The organism is Thalassoroseus sp. (genome assembly GCF_984380535.1).
Window position 1 is genome coordinate 185,676 of the sequence record NZ_CFHRBF010000011.1, and the last position, 14,087, is coordinate 199,762.

Genomic DNA, 14,087 nt, shown 5'->3' on the forward strand with positions numbered 1-14,087 from the left:
CTGGGGGCTCGTCAGACAACCTGATCCGGGTCTGCGGATGGTTGTTGTGAGCGTCGATAGACCAACGTAATCTCGTTACCTTTTTCATTGAAACGCACTTCATCCATGAAAGTCCGGATAAGAAACAACCCGCGACCACTCGGGCGAAGCAGGTTTGTAGGATTGGTGGGGTCGTAGTTGAAATTGGAAACGTCGAAACCGTCACCATCATCGCGAATCTGGTAGACGACTTCATCCGGTGATTCTTGCACCCAAACGTGGACGCGACGGTCCCGATACGGCAACTGCGTGACACGTTCAGCGGCCAAACGGTAATACCGAGTGCCATCGCCTTCGCGTAACTCGGAATCGAGGCCAAGGTTTCCGTGATGGACCGCATTACGAATTGCCTCGTGTAATGCCACACCGATGCGGATCACGTTCGCTCGTTCGGTGCCGGGAAACTCGGAAAGCGATTCCTGTAAACGGGACACCAGCGGCGAAATCAACCGGCTATCATTTTCCAGTTCGAAGAAATACTCCGACCGTCGCCAACAGGTACTCAATCGTTTTCGTTGTCGACGTTCGCGGGCAATTTCCAGAACATTGTTGATCGTCTCGTGGGCGGCACCGGCAAAGTTAGCCTTGGGGATATAATGCGACGCACCCACCCGCAACGCTTCCGCGGCGATCTCCTCGCTGCCATGCGCAGTGACGAGCACAATCGGGATTTCCGGGGCCTGCTCGTGGACGTGTTTGACGAGTTCCAAACCATCCATGCGGGGCATCCGCAGGTCTGTCAGGATGACATCCGGCGGGCAATTCGCGATTTGCTCCAACGCATGGATGCCGTTATGCGCGGTGCTGACCAAGCAGCGTTCATCTTTCTGCATCAACGCTCGGTACAATTCCCGGTCTACGGGGCTATCGTCGACGATCAGAAGTTGAAAACTCTCACTCATGGTCTTGATGTTCGAATTCCGAGAACAACGGCCTGGTGATCTTCACTCGACTCCGATCAATTCACTCTAACAGGAGCGGTTTTTCACGGACACCAATTCTCGATAAATCTTCACTAGGCGAATGTGTCTACGTTTCAAGGACCGTCCTGTTGGCTGCGAGTCTTCGCAACTTGCACGGCCAGTTCAATCTCGCGACGTGCTTGGTCCGCCACGGCGGAATCTTGAAGTGAGATAGGTTGCCGACGCCGAAGTATCGGTAGAAACTGCGATTCAATCACGTTCTTCAGTTTGTAACGTTCCGCCACCAGCGGCCCTGGTTGGCCAAGTTCGTCTGCGAAGGACTTCACCTTTTTTGTCATCGTCTCGCTGTAAGCCGCCCATTCCGATTTTGACGGAACCGTGGCGGAGAACTTTTGATAGTCGTCCCAGTAATCCTCAAGTGTCGAAGCGGAACGGGCGAGTCGCTGTTCTGGTGGGACGGGACCGAACAGCCACCACGCACCGAACCCGATGGCGGCCGTCATCAGAATGGGCAGCCACACGCGACGTTGTCCAAACATGGCCAATTTTTGCCACAGCGGTTCCTCGACGATTTTACCGATGGCTGTCGATTCTCGCTCGAAGACCGGCCACTGGTTTTCAATGTTCAACGCTCTGAACATCTCTTTGGTGTCGTGACTAGGTTCGCAGACCGCGAAAGTGCCACCTTTCTTCTGAACAGCCTCCCCCAGGCGAGCCAAAGACCCAATCAGCTGAGTTCCCACATAGGACATCGCACCGAGATTGACAATAACGTTCTTGACCTTTTCCTTTTCGTAATACTTCACCACACCTTGAAGTTCGGTTTCCGAATCGACGACTCCGAAACCCACCGGATGCCCTTGAAACGTGACCAGCAACGTGTTGCCTTTGCGTTCGGTCGCGTAGAGCTGATTATTGGTCAGAACGTTGGTTCGAGTCATGGGCGAGGACAACGTGGCGAGGAAGGTGGCCCCAGCGAGTTTGGTCGCCGGCCAATCCAAAGACGGAGTTTGTCCCCCACTCTTAGACGTTGAGTGTGAAGACAGCCCACCACGAATTGTGAAGAAATGGAAAAGGCGACGCGTCGGGTTCGGTCTAAGAGTTCACAATTTTGTTGGCCAAAGCCAATCCGCTTTGGAACGCACCCTCGACTCGCGGACCGCCGCACCAGTCCCCGCACGCACCAATTCTGAGTTGTTCGTCAAACAAGCAACGCGTCTTCAGAGGATTGGTGGGCTTCGCGTACCGCCAGCGATGCGTCCAACTTCGAGAAATCGCCGCCGGCCAATGTCCCGTCTCGCGTTGAAAAACGGTCAGAAGTTCTCGCTCGATCGTGTCAGGCGACTCATCGAGATGCTGACGGCTCCACTCAGCCGATGCATGCAACACCCACACCTCGGGGGAACGTTGTCGACCGGGTTTACTAGAGTTGCAGGCGATCCATGCCAACTCGGAATCGTTGATAAACGCGCCGCCGTATGGCAGGTTCATACCGACGTTCAGAATCAACACAAGTGTCCAACAGGCTTCCATCTCCACGTCACGTGCTGGAACTGCTATCGAGGGAATCGAATTCAATAAGGCAGCGGTCTGCGGTGCGGGAGCCGTACAAATCACCGTTTCGGACCGAGCGACCGCCTTCTCATGGTCGTCGTAAAGCACCCATGAATCCGCGACCTGTTCCAAACCAGAGATCTGCGATCCCAAATGGATCGTCAGTTCGTCCGCCAACGATCGACAAACCGCGTTCATCGTCGGAACGCCGACGTAACGCGTGGCATCCGACTTGTCCGCCACAACTTCGCCGTGCTTGAGTTCGACAATTGGAGCACGCCACTGGTCCACAATACCAGACTTCAGCCAATGGTCGAAGACCGTCTGAAAGGCCGGCTCTGTCACCGTGAAGTATTGGGCGCCGTGATCGGTAAGGATTTCGGTGTCCGTCCGACGAGTGGCCATCCGACCGCCCACGCCACGGCTCTTCTCGAAGATCGCAACGTTCAAACCGGCATGCTGCAAAACTTGAGCACAGATCAACCCCGACATTCCCGCACCAATGATGACGACATCCGGATTGTGCACTGCCATCCCGAGCGGCCTTTCTCGACTCTGGGTCTCGTCTATCGGTGTTCCCAATTGAGCGACTACGGACTTCACACCTAAGGAGACGTTCTTCTCGAATGAAACCAACCGAAACCCATCAAAGTTTCGTGATATTTTCGGTTTGTGAAGAAAAAGTACGACGACAGGTGTGAAATGGCAGTAAGCCGCGTACCGAGTTCTTAGACGCAACCGCAACTCTGGCCAGCCAATCGCCCGGCGTACTCTCGGAAATTGACGATTGGAATCGGTTTGCTATAATCGTTTGTTCACGTTTTGGGCAGTGGGTACTGGCTTGCGTGATGATGGATCAATCAATCGACAAGGCACCTGACCGGATGAGACACGGCTCGCAACTCGATCCCCCGAATCGGTTCGAAACCACTCGACGCGAGTACGACTTTGAACATATCGAGTGGGACGAGGAGTACATCGATGCTCTCAAAAACCGACGGATCGAGTACATCTACGACAAATCGCAGTCCATCATTTCCAAAAACAACTCCCCCGACCTCCCCTTCAACCACAGCCTGAACCCCTACCGCGGCTGCGTCCACGGATGTAGTTATTGCTATGCCCGTCCCGGGCATGAATATTTAGGGTTCAATGCCGGTTTGGATTTTGAGACGAAGATTGTCGTCAAACCGGATGCGCCGAGGCTGCTCCGAGAGTTTCTTTCGCGAAAGTCGTGGCGACCGGAACCGATTTCTTTTTCGGGCGTGACTGATTGCTATCAACCGGCGGAGCGAGAATTCCAGTTGACTAGGGAATGTTTAGAGGTGGCCCTGGAATTTCGGCAACCGTTGAGCATTGTGACAAAGAACGCGTTAGTCATCCGCGACTTGGACTTACTGGAACCATTAGCCGCCTTGGGACTGGTGCACGTTTACTTGTCGGTGACGACGCTCGATCCGAATTTGGCACGTCTCATGGAGCCACGGACGAGCATCCCCGCTGCCCGACTGCGAGCGGTCGAAATGCTTTCGGCGAAGAACATTCCTGTGGGCGTGATGACGGCACCGATCATTCCCGGATTGAATGATTCCGAAATCCCGGAGTTGTTGGAAGCCGCCAGCAAAGCGGGGGCGATGTGTGCGGGTTACACACTGCTACGGTTGCCTCTTTCCGTCGAGCCGGTGTTTCGGGAATGGCTCGAACGCACCCATCACGACCACGAAGAAAAAGTTCTCGGTCGGATTCGTCAATCGCGTGGCGGCAAACTCAACGACTCGACTTGGGGCCAACGAATGCGTGGAGACGGAGAAATCGCAGACCAAGTCCGCAAACTATTTCGCGTGTTCGCCAAGCGATTCGGCTTGGAAGCAAATCTTCCGTCCCACAATTGCGACAGCTTTCGCAGATCCACTCAAGACGGTCGGCAACTGACTCTTTTTTGAACTCTGCAAACGGATTATGCAAAGCACTTCCGTTTGACAGTTCGTTGCAAACTTGTCGCCATGTCCGGCAGCGAGACAACTTCGTCGGCGAGTCGTTCCTGAATCGGAAATCGCGGCATCCCGAACACAACGCAGCTAGCTTCGTCTTGGACCATGATCTTCGCGCCAGCTCGTTTGAGTTCTCGACAGCCGATCAAGCCATCTGAGCCCATACCCGTCATGATAACGCCTAGTGAATTGGCTCCGAAGACAGGAACCATCGATCGAAACAGATAGTCAACAGCCGGGCGACAACTATTCTCGGGAGGATCATCCGTCACCCGAACTTGCACGCCATCGACGCCGCTAACAACCTTCATCTGCTTTCCACCGGGAGCAATCAGAACATGCCCGGGTTGGACCGGGTCTCCGGTTTCCGCTTCCTTCACCTTCAGTGCACTCGATGCGTTCAAACCATCCGCCAATAGTTTGGTAAACATCGGTGGCATGTGTTGCACGATGAGAATCGGAGCCGGGAAATCTGCAGGCAGTTCAGGAATCAACTTCCGCAAGGCATCCGGCCCACCCGTGGAAATGCCAATGCCAACTGCATTAATGACACCGGCCGACTTGAAATTCTGACTCCGAGAAATACTCGGCGGGGCCGACCGGGTTGGTGCTGATGGCCGGTTTGCACTTTGCATCTTCGCCCGAAATGCTTCGATTCGTGTTTTCAAGTCGTGAATGAGTTGCTGTCGGCTCTCTTCGATGGAGTCCGTGCGAGGTTTAACGATGAAATCGAATGCCCCGCGACGGAGGGCGTTCATAGTCCGTTCGGCATCCGTTCGATTGGCACCACTAATCATGATGGCCTGTGTCGATAGTTTCTCGGTTTTGATTTGTTCGAGAACTTCAAGCCCGTTCATGCGTGGCATTTCGAGGTCAAGCGTCATGAGATCTGGCGCATATCGCTTAATTTTCTCTATCGCGGCAACACCGTCTCCCGCCGAGGCAACAATCTCGACATCCGGGATCGCATCCAACGCATCCCGGACAATCTTACGGTAAAGAAGTGAGTCATCGACAATCAGCATGCGGATAGGTTGCTGAGTCACAGAAACGATCTTTCTAGTTTCGACGGACATGAAGGGACAAGGCCGTCGCATGGTGTCTAGGTTAATATTGAGCGTCGAAAATTCACGGGACGATCTGTGTGGGGCAGTCAGATCGGATTCACGACAAACTGTGGAGAATTGTCTAAGCGAGGAACCGCTCGTCGTGAGCCCGCCGCTCTTTATGTCGCTGCAGGAACCCAACGATCGAGTTTAGCTTTGAGCACGTCGACCGTGAACGGCTTGACGATGTAGTCGGAAACACCGGCTTGAATCGCAGACACAACTCGTGAGCGTTCTGCCTCTGTTGTAATCATGACAAAAGGAATCGTCTCGTTCATTCCACGAACGTTCTGAAGGAACTCCAGCCCGTCCATATTCGGCATGTTCCAGTCGCTGAGAATCAAATCGAACTCACCACTTTGGAATAACTTCAATGCCACGGCGCCGTCTTCAGCGTCGACAACATCTGTGACATTAAGTAGCGAAAGGCCGCGTTTGATAATGGTTCGCATTGTACCGGAATCGTCGACAACTAATGCCCGCATGAGCAAAGTCTTTCTGTAATAGCATCAAGAACAAGATGGCGAGAGAATGTCGCGTCTAACTAAGAGCTGAAACTAATTTCAAAATCGAGTCTTTTGAACTAAGCGGGTGCGAAACCTGCTTCGAGGCAAAACTTGCCGACATCAGACTGGTAGTTCAAACAGATCGGCTGAATGGAAGTCGGGTAATGAATTTCATGGTTGCTACCGCTAATGATGTTCGGAGTACTGATCGATAAGTTCAGTGATGCGAATTTTGCCTTCGCGGAACCGGCGATCATATTTGTGATCTCACCGACGGCGTCAAGTACATCGGCATTGACTTCCTCAACCTTCATGCCAAGCATTCGCTCGACAATGTTTAAGGCCGTCTGGCGAGCGACACTGAAAACGACAGTGCCAGTTGCTCCGCCGGTAATGCCGATCACCGCGCTCAGATCGTAAGCTGGAACCTTCGAGTTTCTAAGGGTCAAGCTTTCACGAACAGGTTCGCAACCGAGCATCATTGTGAATACATCGCGTGTCGAGCCCATAAGTGGGTTCACGATAGCCGCTGTCAATCGCGACGTTTGGCTGGTCGTTGTCATAGCGTAGCTGCCAGTCGGGAATTCAATGACGGGGAAATGCAACAGAGGGGCATGCTTTGAATACGTGCCCAAAGCTAGCTTACGGTCAGGCGTGTGGTGTTTCGTAACCATCAGGAAACTCGTCGAGAGCTAAACAGCCGGTGGAGTTCTAACGATTCTACGAGTTTGCACATCCACAACTCTGTAAAGTGGAACGGTTGAGCAGCTGATGCAAGACTTCATGCTGTTAATTTTCAACGAGACCATGAATTCGACATGTTGGCAGCAATCGTGGACTATGGTTAGATGTAGTTGCTGTCGCGTTACGACTGTGCGCTCGTTGAGATTCCATCGACTCTAAAACACTCTTTTCGCCGATGACCAACGCCTTGACATCTGAATCCACGCAGGAAACCGAACCACAGAATGTGTCTGTGCGAATCGCTGATCTGCTAATTGGCTCTAAGTTACAGCATCCGCTCTGCAATAGTGCCGGTGTGCTGCTAGTTGCTGCGGGGACAGTCATTACTTCGCAGTTAAAGCAGCGAATCTCTTCTTATGGCTCGGATAAAGTTCATATCGATGCCGACGATTTAGGAAACGTGACATTAGATGTCTCCGAAATTGAGGACCGTAAGTTTGTTGGCGGAAGTGCTGCACTGATCGACCGTCTCGATACCATCATTGATCAAGGCATTCTGTTCGTCAAGAACGATGGTCCTGCGATGCAGGATCAGATGGTGTCTAACGGTCGAAAGGCCTTTGATAGTTCCCGTGGAGAAGAATTGCTTTCACAGCATCAAACAACTAGCGATTCGCTAGATTCCATGATGCGCGAGGCTGTACACGGAAGACAACTCGATGCACAACAGATTACGCAAATGGTGGCGACTTATCTGACAGACATGATGGAAGATAACGAGCATGTGTTAAGCATTGCGATGAGTGCCGATCAACAGAGACTCAGTGAACGGTCCTTGCAAACCGCGTTGATATCGATGACGATCGGTGCGGAAATGGGCTTTGATGCCGACAACGTCCGGTTGCTAGGGATCTGTGGGCTCGTTCACGACTGGGGAATGACTCGCGTTCCTGAGGAGATTCTCTTAAAGAATGCGCCGCTGACAGAAGTGGAATTCCTAGAAATTCAAAAGCATCCCGTTCATACAATTGATTTGTTAGGACAAATTACAGGTATTCCTGGGATCGTGCCACTAGTAGTTTATCAGGTTCATGAATCGCTCAATGGCACTGGGTATCCGCGTGGACGTCGAGGAATGGCGATTCATCCATTCGCCCGGATTTTGCATGTTGCCGACACCTATACAGCTATGACTATGCCCCGATGCTTTGCAGATTCGACAACTCCCTACGGAGCTATTGAATGTCTGTTGAATCTCGCCTCTGAGAAATACATCGATTCCAAAGTTGTCACGGCGTTGCTCAATGCGTTCAGCCTTTTCCCGATCGGAAGCTTCGTGACACTCGACGATGCCAGCGTGGCCCAAGTTCTTCGTCCCAATCGAGGGAAGTTCAATCAGCCGATTGTGCAAATCGTGAGAGATTCGAGCGGGGCCAAAGTGCCGGTTTGCGACGAGGCGATCGTCGATCTGGCGAACTCGGAGCGGAGCGTTGTTCAAGCGATTCCAACGCCCGGGCGGAATGAAATTCCGTTCTCGAAAGACATCTTCCGGGGTTCGGCGGCTTACCAGTTTCGGTTCTAGAACGCGAAACTCTTGTCCATCACCACGTGTAAGATGTCGACAAGGTCGAAGTCGATTTCTTCTTCTTGGCACGTGAAGGTCCGCCAAGGGGGACTTCCCGCGATTGCGTTGCCGCAGCACTCTGGGCATACTGGTGGCTCGTCTTGAACCCAGGCTACCTGCGCTTTTTGAGGATTGCATCGTGTCGGCCACGCTGAGTGAGTTTGCGAAATCGTTGACGGTGGAAACCGCATTTACTGTGTTGGCGGTTGCCAAAGCGTTGAAGGCGGATGGGAAGGATGTCGTCGAACTGGAGATTGGCGACAGCCCGTTCGATAGCACCGCGTCGGCGAAGTCGGTCGGGATCGAGTCGATTGAGCAGAATCATTCGCACTATTGCCCGTCGCCCGGTCTGCCGGAGTTTCGCGATGCGGCCGCAGCGATGGTGGACCGAGAGTTCCGCATCCCCGCCAAACGCGAGAACATTGTCGCCGGTCCCGGAGCGAAGGTGTTCGAGCAGTTCTTCTGCGAAGCGTTCGTCAACCCCGGCGATGGCGTCTTGGTGTTCAGCCCGTATTTCCCGACATATGTGCCGAATATCGAGCGACGCGGCGGACGGATCACGCTCTCGGCCTTGAAGCAGGAAAACGAGTTCCGACCGAATATCGAGGAGATCGATCAGTTCGTTAATCATGGCGAACAACCGAAAGCGATCTTCCTGAATTCGCCACATAACCCGACCGGTGGCGTGACGACCGAAGACGATTTGCGAAACATCGCCGACATCGTGCGGGGCAAAGACATCGCTGTATTTAGCGACGAACCGTATTGTCACATGGTTTGGAAGGGGCGGCATCATTCGTTGCTCGCTCAACCGGGCATGATGGACCAATGCGTCGCGGCGTACACGTTCAGCAAGTCTTACAGCATGAGCGGTTGGCGACTTGGGTTTGCGGTGTCGGCTCCGCACATCATCGACGCCATCGGCAAAATGGTGAATACCACGCTGTCTTGCACACCCGCACTCGTGCAGCGGGCAGGAACAGCGGCACTCAACCAGGACGATGCCGAACGCGATGCCACGATGAAGAAGTTCCAAGAGAAAGTCGAACTTCTCACCAACGGCCTGAACCGCATCGACGGTTTTCAGACCATCGAACCGACATCCACGTTCTACGTCTTTCCGAATGTCGCACCGGTATGTAACCGATTGGGAATCACAAGCCACGGTTTGGCGCTGTATCTGCTCGAAGGAGCCGACGAAAACTTCGGCGTGGCGTGCTTGGGCGGCGAATGTTTTGGCGAAGCGGGAGCCGGTTTCTTGCGGTTTAGCTGTGCCGAACCGAACGAACGCCTTGAACAAGCTCTTGGATTCTTGCCGATCGCGATTTCGCGGGAAGATAAGGTCTCCGAGTATTTGGCCGCGAATCCGAAACACCGACTCGATACCCCCTACCCCGTTCCGAACTAATGGCCGCAAACGTTTCGATTATTCGTCGTCTGGCCGCGATGCTCGGTCCGTTGTTGGGATTGGCGGTTGTGTACGTCATCTTCGGCGTCGCGGATATGCTACACGCAGACGACCCGGAAAACGCACTGTTCTTCACCTGGGGAACGGTGCAAAAGATTTTGCGTGACGCTTCGCTGGTTGGTGTGGCAGCGTTGGGGATGACGTTGGTTGTGATCTCTGGCGGCATCGATCTGTCTGCCGGGGCGGCAATCTCACTCTGCGCCACCGTAACAGCGTGGTTTTTCCGCGAGGAGTACGGAACCGTCGTCGCGTTGACGGCGGGCTTGCTTACCGGATGCGCGAGTGGTCTGTTGAACGGTTTGTTGATCAGCGGTCTCCGCGTGGTGCCGTTTATCGCGACGCTGGGCACAATGACCATTTTCTTCGGCCTTGGTTTGATTCTGTCAGATGACACCCCGATTCGCGCCTTCGGCAAAGCCCCCGATTGGGTGTTGAATCTGCAGACTCCCTATCCGATCCCAGATTGGCTTGGTGTGTCCAGTGGCGTGTGGGTGATGTTCATCCTGTCGATCCTGACCGCGATCGTATTGCGGTTCACGGTGTTCGGGCGACGTGTGATTGCGATCGGTTCGAACGAACAAGCGGCTCATCTGTGTGGCGTACGGGTTTCGCGGGTCCGCGTGTTGGTCTACACATTGGCGGGGGTGTTCGTCGGCGTGGCGGGCTTATTTCAGTTCGCGATTCTCAACGGCGAAGGCGATCCGAAAGCCGGGATGGGCAAGGAACTGGAGATCATCGCGGCCGTAGTGATCGGCGGCGCAAGCTTGAACGGCGGACGCGGTTCGATTCTCGGAACGCTTTCCGGCGCGATCGTGATGACGACGATCATCAACGGTTGTGTCACGCTGGAAATTCCTACGTCTTATCAACGCGTGATTCTCGGCGTGATTATTATTGCCGCCGTCACCCTCGATCAATGGCGACAACGACGCTCCGGCAATTGAGCGGTGGGAACTGCCGTTAACGTGCAACGACCGGTTCTTCGGCAATTGCGGGTGGACGCAGAGCGGTCGTCGCGGGGAACGGCGTGAGCTCGAAGAGTGCCAGCGGTTCTCCTTTGACGGGTCCGGCGTTATCCGTATTCCGGGCATGGCGAATGAGCCGACAGTTTCCGAGTTGACTGAGTTGGTCCGTGCGAGTCGTCGCAGATATGACCAGCAATCGGCCCGATGACTGCAATTGCTCGCTGAGTTGCTGCGGTTCCTCAACCCGCGTGACGGGCTCCGGGAGATAATAGACCACCGGGTGCTCTTTGAGATCATACACACGCACCGGAGTCGGCGGCGGGTTTTCTGCCAAAGCTGTTGCGAACTGCACGTCCGCCAAACGACCATCGCGATTGGGGAAAATCCATCCCATCACAATGACGTAGCATCCGCCGAACCCGAACGCGGCGGAGAGTACACCGGCTCGCCAATTTTGTCTTACGAAGAAGATTGAGGCCGCGAGAACCCCCACGCAGAAACTGGCCAACGCGAAGCCGGTCGGCTCGATCAATTGCGGCCACTTGCGATTGACGACCGCCAACCCGACCGCCGTTAACAGGCAACCGGTGAACAAGTTAACCACCACCCAACCTCGCCAGAATTTCCGTTGACCGGTTCGTAACTCTGTGACAACTTCGGACAGCGTTCGCCCGAGCGTCAAGGAAACTCCCGGCAACGCGGCCATCAGATAATGATGATGTTTGAACGCCGAGGCCGTCAGGATGGCGAACTGCACGCCAAACCAAATCCAGAGAAAGCGTTCGCGTTCATCGCCACCACGCAGACGGGCCCAACTGCGAGGCCACATCAGGGGCATTAACAACGACCAAGGCAACGTGAGTGCGACGACTTGTGGAAGGTAGAACCAAATGGGTTGTCGTCCAAGTTGGCCGATAGCCCGCCCGACGGTTTCCGCTTGCCAGATCTCCCAAGCATCAGGGATTTGTCGCAGAACCAAGTACGGCCAAACGAAGACGGCCGCCAACACAACAAGCAATCCTAACGGATTGAACAGATTCGCGAACGATCGCCACCAGCGTTGCGCGACGAACCAAACGCCGCAGACGGAGAGAATCATCGCAGGGCCGTAATGGAACTTGGCCAACCAGGACAGACCCACGAGCGACAACACACCCGCCCAACGCCAGAATGAACGCGTGCGGGGTTCTCCCGGTCGGTATGTTGCGATCAAAAACATCGCGGCGGTTGTAATGAGACAAAGTTGCATGTCGACTTCGGCTTTGCGACCGAAATCGATGGTCGAAACCATCGAGACTTGCACCAAGGCCGTCGCGATGCCCGCCGCATTTCCATACCAACTACGTGCCCAGTATCCCATCAGCCCGGCCAGCATTAGTGCGGCGATTACAGACGGCAGACGCACGGTCCATTCCGCATGCGTTCCAAAGACCGCGCTCGAAGTGGCAGCCGTCCAGTAGGCCAATGGCGGTTTCTTCAAGCGAGGCAGGTTTGCGAAGCGTGGCACGACCCAATCGCCGCTGGTGAGCATCCCTCGTGAGACGACCGCGACAAAACTTTCGTGTTTCGTCAGCGTGCGATAACGCCCGATTTCAAAGAATAGAACGAACAGCCCAAATACCGCGACCAACGCCCAAAGTCGCCAAGAGCGGTGGTTGGCGGTTGGTAACGTGATCGTTGGGTTTTCCGTCACCATTCGTTGATCATGGTCCGTCATGATCGGATTCTCCGAGAGTCCATTTTGTTCGGCTCGCGGGAGAATAGGAGAAATGGGAATTCCGCTCAAGACGGTTTCCGCCAGCGTTCAATTCGCGTCGTCGTCGGACTTCCACATTCCTAGGATTGCGTCGGTCAGGTCGTCAGTGTCGGGTTCCGGCGGAACGGCGGGGTCGGAATGGAGCGAACTCAGCAGGTGATCGGCTTGTTCCGGTCCGCAAATTCGCTGAAGTTGTCGCAGGAAGACGGGAAACTCGTCGCTGCGGAGTGCGTCGGCGAAGGTCTCCCAGCGACCGATGAGGTGTCGCGGATTATTGGCCAGCACCAATCGTCGGGCTTCTTCGGCGATGGTTGGCCAACCCGCTCGTGTCGCAGCGACACCGGAGAGAATCAGAAACCGATCTCGCCCCGACAACTGCTGTTTCGCTGCTGACGCCGCCGCCAATCGAGCGTAGATGACCAAGTTACGTTCGTCCTCGCTCATCGTTTTTTCGCTTTGCGTCGGGTGCGGTAATCGAGGAACTTTCCAAGCGCGGTGTGATAGGGCTGAGTCGTGACCAACTTATGGTAGTCGATCCCGATCTTCCCGCACGTTTGCACTAATTCCTCACAGAACTGTTGGTACTGTTCGAGGTACAAACTCCGAAGTTGATGGGGGTCGACGAGAACTCGGTGACCGCCACGTTCCAAACTGCGGAATTGTGTCGGGTGGCTGAACGGAAACTCTTCTTCCTCGGGAGCCACGATATGGAACACGATCATTTCGTGCCGGGCGTGGCGATACAGCTTGAGTGCAGTTGCAAAGTCGGCAATGCGATCGAAACAATCGCTAAGAAACACGATGAGACTGCGTCGCTTGATAGTCGGTAACAAATCCGCCAGGACTTTAGCGATACTGGTCTCGCCGCCGGTGCGGATGTCTTCCAGAGTTTCAACAAGCCGGCGAAAACTCTGCGGATTCGCGGACGGTTCGAAGCGATTCCGTACCGTCGTGTCGAACGTCATCAAGCCGGTGGCATCGCGTTGTGTAAGGAGCAAATAGCCGAGAGAAGCCGCCAGATAGCGGGCGTAGTCGTACTTCGCCAGCGTGCTCTGCTTGTATCCCATGCTGCCGGAGCAATCGACAATCAGGTAACACCGTAGGTTGGTTTCGTCTTCAAATTCTTTGATGTAGTACTTGCCGGTCTTGCCGTAGGCTCGCCAATCGATGTGACGGATTTCATCGCCCGGGTAATACTTGCGATGCTCCACAAATTCGATACTCGACCCTTTGTACGGACTTTTATGCTGCCCGATCATGAATCCTTCCACGACCAACCGGGCAACCACTTCCAACTTGCCGAAGTTGGCGAGAGCCGTGGGATCGAGAGGAACCTCCGAACCGCCGGAAGATCGGAATGCCATCGTGTTCTTCCTTTGGCTCTGACCAGGGAAAATTGTTGGGTGTTCAAGGGGTGAAACAAAAATGTTTCAGGCTTTAGCAGTGTTTGTTAATGTATCTGAATGTGTCG

General features: G+C 54.4%; 13 protein-coding genes. 4 read left to right on the top strand and 9 right to left on the bottom strand.

What is annotated here, in order from left to right; genetic code table 11:
• Positions 1–11 precede the first annotated feature (11 nt).
• The 3 genes from AC5DDB_RS16660 to AC5DDB_RS16670 all read right to left on the bottom strand — a co-directional run bounded on the left by AC5DDB_RS16660 (position 12) and on the right by AC5DDB_RS16670 (position 3,050).
• Entirely contained in the window at positions 12–941 is a 930-nt protein-coding gene (locus tag AC5DDB_RS16660) for a response regulator (RefSeq protein ID WP_491740873.1), read from the bottom strand.
• Positions 942–1,075: 134 nt separating this feature from the next.
• On the bottom strand, positions 1,076–1,903 hold the full coding sequence (locus AC5DDB_RS16665) for an STAS domain-containing protein (RefSeq protein WP_491740874.1): 828 nt from the start codon (positions 1,901–1,903) through the stop codon (positions 1,076–1,078).
• A gap of 154 nt (positions 1,904–2,057) precedes the next feature.
• Positions 2,058–3,050: an NAD(P)/FAD-dependent oxidoreductase gene (locus tag AC5DDB_RS16670; RefSeq protein WP_491740875.1), complete on the bottom strand. Its 993-nt coding sequence runs from the start codon at positions 3,048–3,050 to the stop codon at positions 2,058–2,060.
• A gap of 350 nt (positions 3,051–3,400) precedes the next feature.
• Between AC5DDB_RS16670 and AC5DDB_RS16675 the strand changes: the two genes are divergently transcribed.
• On the top strand, positions 3,401–4,459 hold the full coding sequence (locus AC5DDB_RS16675; RefSeq protein WP_491740876.1) for a PA0069 family radical SAM protein: 1,059 nt from the start codon (positions 3,401–3,403) through the stop codon (positions 4,457–4,459).
• A gap of 14 nt (positions 4,460–4,473) precedes the next feature.
• Here the strand turns inward: AC5DDB_RS16675 and AC5DDB_RS16680 are convergent, their stop codons facing one another.
• From AC5DDB_RS16680 to AC5DDB_RS16690, 3 genes are all read right to left on the bottom strand, one after another.
• Positions 4,474–5,553, bottom strand: a complete 1,080-nt coding sequence (locus AC5DDB_RS16680; protein WP_491740877.1) for a protein-glutamate methylesterase/protein-glutamine glutaminase — start codon at positions 5,551–5,553, stop codon at positions 4,474–4,476.
• 179 nt (positions 5,554–5,732) lie between these two features.
• Positions 5,733–6,098, bottom strand: coding sequence for a response regulator (locus tag AC5DDB_RS16685; protein WP_491740878.1), 366 nt, complete (start codon positions 6,096–6,098; stop codon positions 5,733–5,735).
• Between the two features lie 98 nt (positions 6,099–6,196).
• Positions 6,197–6,793, bottom strand: coding sequence for a chemotaxis protein CheX (locus AC5DDB_RS16690; RefSeq protein WP_491740879.1), 597 nt, complete (start codon positions 6,791–6,793; stop codon positions 6,197–6,199).
• Positions 6,794–7,050: 257 nt separating this feature from the next.
• Here AC5DDB_RS16690 and AC5DDB_RS16695 point away from each other — a divergent pair, with 257 nt between their 5' ends.
• The 3 genes from AC5DDB_RS16695 to AC5DDB_RS16705 all read left to right on the top strand — a co-directional run bounded on the left by AC5DDB_RS16695 (position 7,051) and on the right by AC5DDB_RS16705 (position 10,839).
• The gene (locus AC5DDB_RS16695; RefSeq protein ID WP_491740880.1) at positions 7,051–8,385 is read left to right on the top strand and encodes an HD-GYP domain-containing protein; all 1,335 of its coding nucleotides are present in this window, start codon (positions 7,051–7,053) and stop codon (positions 8,383–8,385) included.
• Between the two features lie 181 nt (positions 8,386–8,566).
• Entirely contained in the window at positions 8,567–9,835 is a 1,269-nt protein-coding gene (locus AC5DDB_RS16700; protein ID WP_491740881.1) for a pyridoxal phosphate-dependent aminotransferase, read from the top strand.
• Positions 9,835–10,839, top strand: coding sequence for an ABC transporter permease (locus AC5DDB_RS16705; RefSeq protein WP_491740882.1), 1,005 nt, complete (start codon positions 9,835–9,837; stop codon positions 10,837–10,839). The genes AC5DDB_RS16700 and AC5DDB_RS16705 overlap by 1 nt, the downstream gene beginning before the upstream one ends.
• 16 nt (positions 10,840–10,855) lie before the next feature.
• On the opposite strand, the gene AC5DDB_RS16710 is transcribed toward AC5DDB_RS16705, so the two are convergent.
• The 3 genes from AC5DDB_RS16710 to AC5DDB_RS16720 all read right to left on the bottom strand — a co-directional run bounded on the left by AC5DDB_RS16710 (position 10,856) and on the right by AC5DDB_RS16720 (position 13,980).
• Positions 10,856–12,577 (bottom strand): ArnT family glycosyltransferase, encoded by a 1,722-nt coding sequence (locus tag AC5DDB_RS16710; RefSeq protein WP_491740883.1) that lies wholly within the window; start codon positions 12,575–12,577, stop codon positions 10,856–10,858.
• An 87-nt stretch (positions 12,578–12,664) separates the two neighbouring features.
• Complete coding sequence (locus AC5DDB_RS16715) at positions 12,665–13,060, bottom strand: hypothetical protein (RefSeq protein ID WP_491740884.1); 396 nt, start codon at positions 13,058–13,060, stop codon at positions 12,665–12,667.
• Positions 13,057–13,980: a DUF58 domain-containing protein gene (locus tag AC5DDB_RS16720; RefSeq protein ID WP_491740885.1), complete on the bottom strand. Its 924-nt coding sequence runs from the start codon at positions 13,978–13,980 to the stop codon at positions 13,057–13,059. Before AC5DDB_RS16720 ends, AC5DDB_RS16715 begins: the two co-directional genes overlap by 4 nt.
• Between the last annotated feature and the right edge of the window lie 107 nt (positions 13,981–14,087).

Bases quoted from the DNA above. Each gene is read 5' to 3' on its own strand.
- AC5DDB_RS16665 (WP_491740874.1), bottom strand. From the start codon at position 1,903: ATGACTCGAACCAACGTTCTGACCAATAATCAGCTCTACGCGACCGAA.
- AC5DDB_RS16715 (WP_491740884.1), bottom strand. From the start codon at position 13,060: ATGAGCGAGGACGAACGTAACTTGGTCATCTACGCTCGATTGGCGGCG.
- AC5DDB_RS16670 (WP_491740875.1), bottom strand. From the start codon at position 3,050: ATGGCAGTGCACAATCCGGATGTCGTCATCATTGGTGCGGGAATGTCG.
- AC5DDB_RS16705 (WP_491740882.1), top strand. From the start codon at position 9,835: ATGGCCGCAAACGTTTCGATTATTCGTCGTCTGGCCGCGATGCTCGGT.
- AC5DDB_RS16710 (WP_491740883.1), bottom strand. From the start codon at position 12,577: ATGACGGACCATGATCAACGAATGGTGACGGAAAACCCAACGATCACG.
- AC5DDB_RS16660 (WP_491740873.1), bottom strand. From the start codon at position 941: ATGAGTGAGAGTTTTCAACTTCTGATCGTCGACGATAGCCCCGTAGAC.
- AC5DDB_RS16720 (WP_491740885.1), bottom strand. From the start codon at position 13,980: ATGGCATTCCGATCTTCCGGCGGTTCGGAGGTTCCTCTCGATCCCACG.
- AC5DDB_RS16690 (WP_491740879.1), bottom strand. From the start codon at position 6,793: ATGGTTACGAAACACCACACGCCTGACCGTAAGCTAGCTTTGGGCACG.
- AC5DDB_RS16685 (WP_491740878.1), bottom strand. From the start codon at position 6,098: ATGCGGGCATTAGTTGTCGACGATTCCGGTACAATGCGAACCATTATC.
- AC5DDB_RS16675 (WP_491740876.1), top strand. From the start codon at position 3,401: ATGAGACACGGCTCGCAACTCGATCCCCCGAATCGGTTCGAAACCACT.